Source organism: Spirosoma aerophilum (genome assembly GCF_054782495.1).
On record NZ_BAAGSJ010000038.1, the window covers coordinates 249,512 to 260,838 of the forward strand.

The 11,327-nt window shown below is 51.0% G+C and carries 12 protein-coding genes; 7 read left to right on the forward strand and 5 right to left on the reverse strand.

Annotated elements, in window-relative coordinates; genetic code table 11:
* Window positions 1-151: 151 nt before the first annotated feature.
* From ACYVK4_RS30780 to ACYVK4_RS30795, 4 genes are read left to right on the forward strand one after another with little or no spacing between them, the layout of a single operon-like run.
* Window positions 152-901 (forward strand): helical backbone metal receptor, encoded by a 750-nt coding sequence (locus ACYVK4_RS30780; RefSeq protein WP_461131429.1) that lies wholly within the window; start codon window positions 152-154, stop codon window positions 899-901.
* Window positions 898-1,482: a Uma2 family endonuclease gene (locus ACYVK4_RS30785; RefSeq protein WP_461131430.1), complete on the forward strand. Its 585-nt coding sequence runs from the start codon at window positions 898-900 to the stop codon at window positions 1,480-1,482. The genes ACYVK4_RS30780 and ACYVK4_RS30785 overlap by 4 nt, the downstream gene beginning before the upstream one ends.
* Window positions 1,479-2,516: an AraC family transcriptional regulator gene (locus ACYVK4_RS30790; protein WP_461131431.1), complete on the forward strand. Its 1,038-nt coding sequence runs from the start codon at window positions 1,479-1,481 to the stop codon at window positions 2,514-2,516. Before ACYVK4_RS30785 ends, ACYVK4_RS30790 begins: the two co-directional genes overlap by 4 nt.
* Before the next feature lie 24 nt (window positions 2,517-2,540).
* Window positions 2,541-3,980 (forward strand): alpha-L-fucosidase, encoded by a 1,440-nt coding sequence (locus ACYVK4_RS30795; RefSeq protein WP_461131432.1) that lies wholly within the window; start codon window positions 2,541-2,543, stop codon window positions 3,978-3,980.
* An 18-nt stretch (window positions 3,981-3,998) separates the two neighbouring features.
* Here the strand turns inward: ACYVK4_RS30795 and ACYVK4_RS30800 are convergent, their stop codons facing one another.
* On the reverse strand, window positions 3,999-4,343 hold the full coding sequence (locus ACYVK4_RS30800) for a DUF4260 domain-containing protein (RefSeq protein WP_461131433.1): 345 nt from the start codon (window positions 4,341-4,343) through the stop codon (window positions 3,999-4,001).
* Between the two features lie 114 nt (window positions 4,344-4,457).
* On the opposite strand from ACYVK4_RS30800, the gene ACYVK4_RS30805 reads away from it, so the two are divergent.
* Window positions 4,458-5,198, forward strand: coding sequence for a M15 family metallopeptidase (locus ACYVK4_RS30805; protein ID WP_461131434.1), 741 nt, complete (start codon window positions 4,458-4,460; stop codon window positions 5,196-5,198).
* Window positions 5,199-5,271: 73 nt separating this feature from the next.
* Here ACYVK4_RS30805 and ACYVK4_RS30810 read toward each other — a convergent pair whose 3' ends face one another.
* The 3 genes from ACYVK4_RS30810 to ACYVK4_RS30820 all read right to left on the reverse strand — a co-directional run bounded on the left by ACYVK4_RS30810 (window position 5,272) and on the right by ACYVK4_RS30820 (window position 7,595).
* Window positions 5,272-5,655: a tellurite resistance TerB family protein gene (locus ACYVK4_RS30810; RefSeq protein WP_461131435.1), complete on the reverse strand. Its 384-nt coding sequence runs from the start codon at window positions 5,653-5,655 to the stop codon at window positions 5,272-5,274.
* 165 nt (window positions 5,656-5,820) lie between these two features.
* Window positions 5,821-6,120, reverse strand: coding sequence for a hypothetical protein (locus tag ACYVK4_RS30815; RefSeq protein WP_461131436.1), 300 nt, complete (start codon window positions 6,118-6,120; stop codon window positions 5,821-5,823).
* Between the two features lie 26 nt (window positions 6,121-6,146).
* Window positions 6,147-7,595, reverse strand: coding sequence for an NADP-dependent isocitrate dehydrogenase (locus ACYVK4_RS30820; RefSeq protein WP_461131437.1), 1,449 nt, complete (start codon window positions 7,593-7,595; stop codon window positions 6,147-6,149).
* 172 nt (window positions 7,596-7,767) lie between these two features.
* Here ACYVK4_RS30820 and ACYVK4_RS30825 point away from each other — a divergent pair, with 172 nt between their 5' ends.
* Window positions 7,768-8,856, forward strand: a complete 1,089-nt coding sequence (locus ACYVK4_RS30825) for an acyloxyacyl hydrolase (protein ID WP_461131438.1) — start codon at window positions 7,768-7,770, stop codon at window positions 8,854-8,856.
* A 56-nt stretch (window positions 8,857-8,912) separates the two neighbouring features.
* On the opposite strand, the gene ACYVK4_RS30830 is transcribed toward ACYVK4_RS30825, so the two are convergent.
* Entirely contained in the window at window positions 8,913-9,776 is an 864-nt protein-coding gene (locus tag ACYVK4_RS30830; RefSeq protein WP_461131439.1) for a sugar phosphate isomerase/epimerase family protein, read from the reverse strand.
* 186 nt (window positions 9,777-9,962) lie between these two features.
* On the opposite strand from ACYVK4_RS30830, the gene ACYVK4_RS30835 reads away from it, so the two are divergent.
* The gene (locus ACYVK4_RS30835) at window positions 9,963-11,111 is read left to right on the forward strand and encodes a glycoside hydrolase family 5 protein (RefSeq protein ID WP_461131440.1); all 1,149 of its coding nucleotides are present in this window, start codon (window positions 9,963-9,965) and stop codon (window positions 11,109-11,111) included.
* Window positions 11,112-11,327: the final 216 nt, after the last annotated feature.

Below are 11,327 nucleotides of genomic sequence, written 5' to 3' on the forward strand. Positions count from 1 at the left end.
TGTCAGGCAAATGTAATCTTCTCTCGAAATGAATAAATGAAGGATTCCGACAGTAAACGTTGCACAAATTTTACGACTACCCATCAAAAGTTTGTTAAAAGCTGTTAAATACCTGCTGAGTTACCTTTTTTAGCCGCCGAATGTTAGCCCTATGCTCCCCAAACGCATTATTTCCCTGGTTCCATCACAAACCGAACTGCTCTTCGATTTGGGCCTGAACGACGAAATTGTCGGCATCACCAAGTTCTGTATCCACCCAGCCGAGAAGGTCAAAAATAAGGTACTTATAGGCGGAACGAAGACCCTTAGGCTGGACAAGATCAGGGCGCTGAAACCCGACCTGATTATCGCGAACAAAGAAGAAAACACTCGTGAGCAGATTGAAGAACTGCAACAGCACTATCCGGTCCATGTGACCGACATGGCAACCCTACCCGATGCCCTGCAAATGATCCGGGAAGTTGGAACGCTGGTTGGTAAACGTCAGGAAGCGGAAGCGATGGCCGCGCAAATTGAGCGGGATCTTACCCCTGCATACGCGACATCCCGGCCAACCGTGGCCTACCTGATCTGGCAAAAGCCGTACATGGCAGCGGGCACCGGCACGTTTATCGACGCCATGCTGACCGTAGCCGGTTTCCGCAATGCATTCGCCAACCGAACCCGCTACCCCGAAGTCACGCCCGACGATCTGCAAAAAGCGCAGCCTGATCTGATCTTTTTATCCTCGGAGCCTTACCCGTTCAAAGCCAAGCACATGGCCGAGTGGCAAACAATTTGCCCATCGGCGCGGGTGTTGCTGGTAGATGGTGAAATGTTTTCCTGGTACGGAAGCCGGTTGTTGCGGGCGTCCGACTATTTTAGGAACTTGCGTAACGAAATCGCCCGGCATTCTGCATGATTACCGACATCTCACAACTTGACCCTAACGGCATCTACACCTACGCTGATTACCTGAAATGGCAGTTTGACGAAAGCGTTGACCTCATCAAAGGCAAGTTGTACCCGATGTCACCTGCTCCCCGACGAGCGCACCAACTGGCCGTAAGTCATTTACGAGTAGACATTAGCCACTTCTTTGGCGATCAGGGTTGTCAAATCTATACAGCTCCCTTCGATGTGTGGTTGCCGATTCGGAATGAGCGTAAGCCCGACCAGTTGCATACCGTTGTTCAGCCCGATCTTTGTGTCATATGCGATCCAACCAAACTCGATGATAGTGGGTGCCTGGGCACACCAGACTGGGTCATTGAAATCACATCGCCCCGTACCCTCAAGAAAAATTTCAACGAGAAATACAACCTGTATGAGCAATCGGGCGTGAAGGCGTATTGGATTGTTGTGCCAAAGGAAAACCTCGTTCACGTATATGTGCTGAAAAATGGCGAATATGCGTTGGTCGATATTTACGAATCGGGCGATATTCCTAGCCGGACATTTCCTGAATTGACGATTCGCTACGAACGGATTTTTCCTACATGACGCAAGCTAACACACACGATACCCTTTCCATTGGGGCCATCAACCTGATTCTGTTTGCCGCCCGGCAACAGGGAGCCGATGCGGATGCGCTGGCCCGTGCGGTGGGAATTGACCCCGATCAGCTTCGTGATCCCGACGGCCGGGTTATGATCCGACAGGTACAGGCCCTCTGGCAGGAAGTCGTTCGGGTGACCGACGAACCGGACATGGCCCTGAAGCTTGGTGAACAGGTCAATCCCATGGCTTTGGGTGTGCTGGCCTATGTCATGATGCACAGCCCAACGCTGGGTAAGGCCTTTGAGAAACTTTGCCAGTATCAGGATATTGCTTGTGAAGGGGTCAGTACCAGCGGCCGGCTTGTTCGGAGAGATGGCTCGTCAGGTGGGCAGTTCGTTCTATCGCTGCGGATTACCAGCCCGGATATTCTTTATGCCGACCATACCCTTAACTCTGAACTATCGGTGTATTTATCGGCCATTCGTGCCTTAACCGGGCAGAAGATTGTCGCTCAGGAAATTCATTTCGCCTATCCTCGTCCGGCCGACACCCGCGCGCATGAACGGGTTTTTGGTCCGGCAAAACTCACATTCGACGCACCTGAAACAGCTATGGTGCTGGACGCAGCGCTGCTCGATACGCCTATTCTGAACGCCAACCCCAACCTGTTCCCGTTCTTCGAGAAGCATGCCAACGATATACTCAACCGTCTTCAAACACCCTCCCTCAGCCATCGGGTGAAGTCGGAGATTGTGCTGATGATGAAAGGAGAAGAACCGGCACTGACCACTATTGCCGACCGGCTGGCGATAGGTGTTCGAACGCTGCAACTCCATTTGAAAGAAGCTGGCACAACCTACCAACGGTTGCTGGACGAAACCCGTAAAGAACTGGCTATTGGTCACCTGCGCGAACTTAACCTCAGCACCACCGATATTGCATATCTGCTGGGATTTGCCGAACCGAGCGTATTTTTCCGTTCCTTTAAAAAATGGACAGGCCAGACGCCGGGTGCTTATCGGCAGGCGCGGGCCTAACCAACCCACTAAACGAAGTCAACCATGAGAAAAAAGTTTACCTACCTTGCCCTGAGCCTGCTGTTCCCGCTATCCGTTCTGGCCCAGCAACATTCAGAACAAAATCACGATAAATACATCTGGCCAAAAGATGAGCTCGTCAAACAGAAACTGCAAAACTGGCAGGATATAAAATTTGGCCTGCTCATGCACTGGGGCACCTACAGCAAGTGGGGCATTGTGGAATCGTGGTCACTTTGCCCGGAAGATGAAGGCTGGTGCGAGCGTAAAGGCCCTTATGCCGCCAACTGGTATGAATACAAAAAGGCTTACGAGAACCTCCAGACAACCTTTAACCCCGTTAAATTCAATCCCGAGCGCTGGGCCAATGCGGCTAAGGATGCGGGTATGAAATACGTGATCTTCACGACCAAGCACCACGACGGTTTCTGCATGTTCGACACCAAACTGACCGACTACAAGATCACCGATACCAAAACGCCTTTTTCGTCGAACCCGCGCGCTAACGTGACGAAAGAGATCCTCGGCGCTTTCCGGAATCAGAACTTCATGGTCGGCACGTACTTCTCCAAGCCCGACTGGCATACGGAAGATTACTGGTGGACCTACTTTCCGCCCAAAGACCGGAACGTAAGCTATGACCCAAAAAAATACCCCGACCACTGGAAGAAATTCAGCGACTTCACCTACAACCAGATCGAAGAGCTAATGACCGGCTACGGGAAAGTAGACATTCTGTGGCTCGACGGCGGCTGGGTTCGTCCGGCCAATACCATCGACTCCACCATTAGCTGGCAGCGCACCATTCCCTACAGTCAGGACATTAACATGGCCCGCATCGCTGGCATGGCCCGCCAACATCAGCCGGGATTGTTGGTTGTCGACCGTACCGTGGCGGGTGAGTTCGAGAATTACGCAACGCCCGAACAGTCCATTCCAGACCACTACATGCCCATTCCGTGGGAAAGCTGCATCACCATGGGTGCCAGTTGGTCATACATTCCCAAAGAGAACTTCAAACCAACTCGCAAGCTGGTCCAGACGCTGGTCGACATTGTGGCGAAAAACGGGAACCTGTTGCTCAACATTGCCCCCGGTCCCGATGGCGAATGGCACGAAGAAGCGTATCAGCGCCTTCAGGAAATCGGCAAGTGGATAGCCGTCAATGGAGAGTCGATTTATGGTACCAAGCCACTGGCTCCTTACCGCCAGGGTCAATGGGCGTTTACGTCGAATGGCAAGTCGGTATACGCGTCGTACTTACCGACAGACTCGGAGCAGCAGCTCCCGGCGAGTGTGTCACTGCCTACGCTTTCTATCGCTCCAACTGCCAAAGCCGCAATTCTGGGAGCCTCGGCGTCGCTGAAGATGGTGAAAACCAAAGACAGCGTAACAATTGCCATTCCCGAAAAGGTGCGTCAGCAATTGGCCGGGCAGCCCGTTTGGGTAATCAAGATTAGCTGATCGAACAAGCCGGTTCCTTTATAGAGAATCCAGGCTCGTGTGCTTGAAGCTGTCGAAATATTTGAGGCCATAGCCCATCATACGGTCCATGCTGGAGTGGGCAAAAAGAATGATACCGGCAAGCATGAGCAACTGGCTACCCATCATCAGGCCCAGCAGGCCAACGACAATACCCAATCCTTTGTGGTGAGCGAGGTTATATAGAACAGCGCCAATGGCCGGATTGATGAGGTAGCCAATCATGCTGATGTCGGGAGCGAGAATAAGGGCAGGAAACCACCACCAGGCAAACGTCAGGCGGGAGAACAGGTAAATAGCGGCTAGGAACTGAATGAGTTCTTCTGATTTGAGGAGCGTTTTCATGTGATTGTCTGTCTAAAAGTACATCACAAAGGTCTGGTGAAACAGCCGCCCCGTCGCTGACCAACGATGCAATTCGAGTGACCAATTGCGAAAATCTAAGCTGTAAAAACGACTATGCCCCTGTTTACCCGCCTGCGTCGAGTTGTACTCGTCTTTCTTTCGATTGGCTGGCTGCCGTCCGCTCTGGCACAGCCAACGCCCACCACTTACAACCTGCCCAAAAGCAAGTATGGCCTCCCGGTGGTGAACGATGTGCAGATTTACCGGAAGATTGTGGCGACCGATCCGGACAATGAGCTGGTCGATATGCGCACACTTATCCCCGATGCTCAGTTCGATGTTACGTATGCCACGACTAACAATCTGGTGAAGCGGAAATTGTACCCCACTGCCGACGTCTTCATGCGAAAACCAGCGGCTCAGGCGCTTCAACAGGCGAATGAAAATTTGAAGAAGCAGGGATTTGGCTTTATTTTTTTCGATGGGTACCGCCCCTATGCCGTAACGGAGATTTTCTACGAAGTTATTAAAGACACCACCTTTGTAGCCGACCCCCATAAGGGGTCCCGTCATAACCGGGGCATGGCCATCGACCTGTCGCTCTACGACCGCAAGACCGGAAAACGCCTATCGATGCCGTCTGATTATGACGAAACATCGCCCCGTGCGTTCCAGTCCTACACACAATCGGACAGCGCGTCACTGGCGCACCGCACCATTTTACGGTTGGCAATGGAGCAGGTGGGCTTTGCCATTTTTCCCTGGGAATGGTGGCATTACGATTTTAAGGGCTGGGAGAACTGCTTCACATATGACCTGCCGCATACGGTTATACGTCGGGCTAATAAAAAGTAGAAGGTTTCATGTATTAACGAATGATACCCAGCGAACCGGCCCGGCCTGACTCAATGACCCATTCATGTATCACTTATAAACGACGGATGTCGCGCCGGAATCGCTTAATGAATTCCTGCTCCTTGCGAGAGGTCTCCTCATAGGCATCGGCGATACGCACCAGAATATCGACAAACTGCTTTTTGGTTGGAGCCGTCAATACCTTTTTGTTATTGACAAACCGACGCATGGCAAATGCATAGGCATCCTCAACAGGCACATTACAATCTTCCAGCAGGAAAAACGCATGCAACGCCAGGTCACCGTGCGGTTGTTCGCCAAGCAGTTGCCGGGCGAGCTGCGTTTCTTCGGATTGAATGCGGCCGTCTACTTTAGCCAGCGCATAAACCAGGTTACCTAAACCCAAATACAAATCGGCAGGCTCGCCGGGCCCTATGTTTACGTCATTGGTATCCATGACAGCTGACTTTATTTTTAACAGTTTGTTGATAAAAGGACTGTTCACTTTTCGAAAAGGAACAGTCCTTTTTCGTACTCGCCCCGTACTCAAGTACCGATGGAGTTGACATCAGGCAGCTAATGGATTGGTGAACCCGTTACCTGATTGCACATCCGCGGCTGCTTATTGGTCAAGCGGCTTCTGAACGTCAACCGGCACCTCTACGATAGAGATCATCCCTTCGATGTCGACCCGGCTGCCTCGTTGAACTGCTTCGTGTAGAAAAGTCAGTACCCGTCGCAAATCGGCCTCAAGTTGCTTCTGGCGTTTTTCCGAAGCTTTAATGTCTTCCTCTGTTTTGTGCAGAGCAATTTTCCGGCTGTGATGCTGTAGTTTCGCATTGGTCATACCCGTCAAAATAGGAACGACCTCTTCCGGACTGAAACGCCCGTTAATCAGTGAAAATTGAATTGGCTCAGACATGGTTTTAGAGAAAAAAGAGTGATGACTTAAGCGCCCTGACCAGCCGAGAAAGCTGGTTTTCCGTCGAATGTGCAGAGGTTCTCGGTTTTGATAATACGGTAACCGGCCTGGGTGAGCTTTTCCTGAAGCTGAATAATCTCCTCATACTGAATTGACTGCGCATCGCCTGCCTTGAACCGGCAACGCCAGTGGTCCGTGCAAAACGTTTCGGCAAAGCCGTCGGGCCATACTTTTACGCCCCGGTTGGTGATCATGGATAAATGTAATGGCCCGGCGCTGTACTGCGTCAACGACTCTCCCAGTAAGGCCGCATCCCGGTTTTCATGGTAGAGGAAAATATCGACGCCTACCGTTTCCGATACAACAGGTTTTCGGGCCGTCAGCTGGTCTTTTACGGGCTTTGCCTTTACACTTTCGTAGTGAACCGGTTTCAGGAGGGTAGGCAGTTGACCGATACGAGCAATCACGGCGTCGGCAAACTGCTTTGTTCCTACGCGCTCTTTACTGACCGATTCTTTATAAATATCGTAGGTATGAATGCCGTCTTCCAGCGTTTTGAGCCAGGCATTATGCACACGGGCGGCCACTTCGCCCTCGCCCAGATGCACCAACATCATGACAGCGCCGAGCAGCAAGCCCGATGGATTGGCCAGATTCTGACCCGCGCGCCGGGGAGCCGACCCATGAATCGCTTCGAACATGGCCACTTCTTCGCCAATGTTGCTGCTACCCGCCAGGCCAACCGAACCGGCAATCTGAGCAGCTACATCCGAGAGAATATCACCATACAGATTAGGCATCACGATGACATCGAACGCTTCGGGGGTGTCGGCCAGCTTGGCCGCCCCGATATCGACAATCCAGTGTTCGGCTTCGATTTCCGGGTATTCTTTGGCTACCTCATCAAATACCTGGTGAAACAGGCCATCGGTTTGCTTCATGATGTTGTCTTTCGTGAAGCAGGTCACTTTCGAGCGGCCATACTGGCGAGCGTAGTTGAAGGCATAGCGAACGATTTTCTCGCAACCGGGCCGGGAAATGAGCTTCAGGCACTGCACTACCTCCGGCGTTTGCTGGTGTTCGATTCCCGCATATAGGTCTTCTTCGTTTTCCCGTATAATTACTACATCCATCGTTGGGTGCTTGGTGGCCACGTAAGGCGCGTAGGAAATACACGGACGAACGTTGGCATACAGCCCAAGCATCTTACGCGTAGTAACGTTCAAACTTTTGAAACCACCCCCCTGTGGGGTCGTAATGGGCGCTTTCAAAAAAACCTTCGTTCGGCGCAGCGACTCCCAGGCTTCGGGCCGTATACCCGCCGATTGGCCACTTTGATAGACCTTTTCCCCAATCTGTATAGTTTCATACGCCAGAGGGGCTTTCGCGGCTTCGAGAATACGAAGGGTTGCCTCCATAATTTCGGGGCCGATACCGTCGCCATAAGCAACAGTTACAGGAATCGAATAAGACATAGTGAATGGTGGTTTTTTTGTCAAATGTAAGATTTAATTTTAAAAATGATAGTAATACTATCAATAATAAATGTCTTACTTTTACATAAACTAGTTTTACTAATTTTTATTGTAACCCAACTTGCGCGAAAAGATTATTTATTTTTAAGGAATTTCTTATGCATCCTTCAGTATGAAGCCTTTAGTACTCCTAATAAGCGAACTTTTGGTGGCCCTGCATTCGATACCAGCCGACTCCGTCCGGCACCATGTAGGCAGCCAGATCAATGGGGGCTTTATTATCCCTCACGCACCTGATCTGAGGGCTATTTCACAAAGCCGGCCCGTGGGAATGGAATTTACCTACAGCCGAACGGCCTTTAGCCGAGCTGCTTATGCGCGGTGCAACTGTTTCGCCCGCATTGGTGCTTACTTTAATTATATATCGTTCAACAATCCCGATGAACTGGGCCGAACGGTTGGTATGGGGGGCTATTTCGAACCACTGATTCGCTACCGGAAACCACTTTATTTTTCACTACGGGCAACCGCTGGCCTGAGCTACCTCACACGGGTGTATGATGCCGAATCCAACCCGGCGAACACATTTTTCAGTTCACCACTGAGCGGGCTTCTGGCTCTATCGGTCAATGCCCACTATCGACTAAGCAACCATATTCAGCTTTCGGCAACGGCCGGGTACAATCATATCTCCAATGGCGGCATCCGTCAGCCTAACCGGGGCATGAATTTTCCTACTCTTGGATTAGGCCTGTTGTATACACCAGAGCCAATTCGCTTTCCGGATCCGGAACAGTGGATTCAGCCTGGCTTATCCCGTCGGTTTACCACACGCCTTATGGCGTTCGGCTCGGTACGCACACTCCCGGCGTCAACTGGTTTTCCGGAAACGGCTGGCTGGGTATGGGGATCGATGATTACGGCGGGGTACCGTGTCAGCCGGTTTCACGCCTTCACGGGTGGCATAGAGTTTACGGATGATGGCTACATCCGTGAGCAGCTTCGACGGGATAACAAGCTGGCTAACCATCGCCAGTTGGGCTTACTGGGCGGCTACGAACTTTGGCTTGGACGGTACACGTTCACCACACACCTGGGCTGGAACAGCATCCAACCGGGGGCCCTTCCCGAAGGACCGTTTTTTCAGCGGTACCAACTGCTGTTTACGATACAGGACCGCTATCTGGTGGGGATAGGATTAAAAGCCAGATTGAATGTGGCAGAGGGATTTGATATACGAATGGGGGTACGGCTAAACTAAAAACGGCAGCGGGCCTGAATGACCCGCTGCCGTTTTTAATCGTGCTATATTGACATTTACTCTCTCAGGCTTTTCAGATAGGCAATACTCTTGGGCATTTGCTCATATTCCTTGTTGCTTTCATCTTCGATGTAATAGTGCTTCACGCCTGCTTTTTTCGCCAGGCGAATGATCTCAGGAATATTCACCTGACCATCGCCGAGAGTCACATCGTTTTCGGGAGGTGTGCCGCCCGTCAAATCGCCTTTCACACCTTTTTTGAGGTCTTTCAGGTGCATCAGTTTGTAGCGGCTACCGTACTTTTTCAGTAACGCAACGGGGTCTGCACCACCATGCTGCGTCCACAAAATGTCCATCTCGAACGAAACATATTTAGGGTCCGTATTTTTTACGATGTAGTCGTATAAGGTCCCATCCTCATAAGGGTGGAATTCATAACCGTGGTTGTGGTAGCAGAACGTAATGCCATTTTCTTTCAGCACTTTTCCCACCCGGTTGAAATCCTCAACGGCTTTTTTGGCATTTTCGAGGTTGAACTTTCCCTTTTCGTGAGGAATCCAGGCGACCATCACAAAGGATGCACCCAGTGCTTTGGCTTTATTAACGGCATCCATGGGATCTTTCACGATCTGCTCGTAGCCAGACCCCGTTGCCGAGATCTTGATACCGCGCTCGTCACATAATTTCTTGAATTCGGCTTCGGTGAGTCCTTTAGGAGCACCACCTTCCATATCGGTGATGCCTAGTGCCTTGATGGTATCCAGCGTAGCTATAACACTCTTGGGGAAACTGGCACGGTAGGTATACGACTCCACACCAAGGGGGAAGGTGTACAAGGGCTTGCCCTTTTGCGCAAATCCTTCGGTCACACACAAAGCAATTGTCGTTGCCAGACACAACGAGAAAATGGTTTTTTTCATGGTTATCGGTTTTCTTTTTAAAAGTCCTTACGATCTACCTGGCCTTTAGCCCACAAAGCGGCCTTAAGTTCAGTAGCGACGGGTACAAGCGGTCACACCGTCTATAAGGCACAAAGCCCATTTCTTTTACTGTATTATCCATCATAGCTAACCAGTAGATTAAAGATTTGACATGCTCTTTTCGGCATGCAACGAAGAACGTTTATTCAGAACACGGGTTTGCTGACAGCAGCCCTTGGCACGACGGGTCCCGAGATTTTAGCCAGGGCAAACGCTACTGCCGCAGCAAAAAACAAATTGCCCAAATGGAAGGGCTTTAACCTGCTTGACTTCTTTTCTCCCGACCCCTCAAAGAGTCGGAAAGCTACCCAGGAAGACCACCTCAAATGGATACAGGACTGGGGGTTCGACTTTGTTCGGCTTCCCATGGCCTATCCCTATTACCTAAAATTTGACCGGAGCCGCAACATCACTCCCGACGAGGTGTACCAAATTGATCAACAGGCCGTCGATCGGATCGACCGGTTTGTAGCCATGGCGCACAAGCACAATCTGCACGTCAGTCTCAACCTGCACCGGGCACCCGGCTATTGCGTCAACGCGGGATTTTATGAGCCGTATAACCTCTGGACTGACCAGGCCGCCCTCGATGCCTTCTGCTTCCACTGGAATATGTGGGCCAAACGGTATAAAACTGTATCATCGAAGAAAATCAGCTTCGACCTGCTGAACGAGCCCGGCATGCGGGCCGATATGAATGACCAGCATTCAAAACGCAGCTCGGTTCCAGGTGAGGTGTACCGAAGAGTAGCGCTGGCTGCTTCGGAAGCCATCTGGAAAGAAAACAAAAACCACCTGATTATTGCCGACGGCAACGATACGGGCTCGTCGGTTATTCCATCCATCGCCGATCTGAACATTGCCCAAAGCTGCCGGGGCTATACGCCTGGAATCATTTCACACTACAAAGCTCCCTGGGCCAACAAAGATCCCGAGCACTTGCCGGAACCCAAATGGCCGGGCCAGGTGGGAGACAAATACCTGAGTCGGGCCATGCTCGAAACTTTCTATCAACCCTGGATTGAGCTGGTCAACAAAGGCGTTGGTGTCCATTGCGGGGAGTGTGGCAGCTGGAACAAAACCCCGCACGACGTATTCCTGGTCTGGTTTGGCGATGTCCTCGATATTTTATCGACAAACGGCATTGGCTTCGCTCTCTGGGAGTTCATCGGCGATTTTGGTATTTTAAACTCGGGACGTGCTGATGTGGCTTACGAGGATTGGCACGGGTATAAACTGGACAGAAAGCTGCTGGACTTGCTCAGAAAAGCCTAGTGGTCTAGTCATTATTTCCTGCTCCATCACATGTAAGCGATTGAATACTGCTTTACAAAGCCCGATCAATCTGCTTTACGGCATAAAATCTTCCAGGGAAATCCATTTCGACTTGTGGCACGGCTGAGATAAAATCTATTTTTCAGCCGTGCCATGTATGGGCAGGCAAACTCTTATTCATAATTCTCCATCCTTCATGAGCCTTGAGTATCCTCC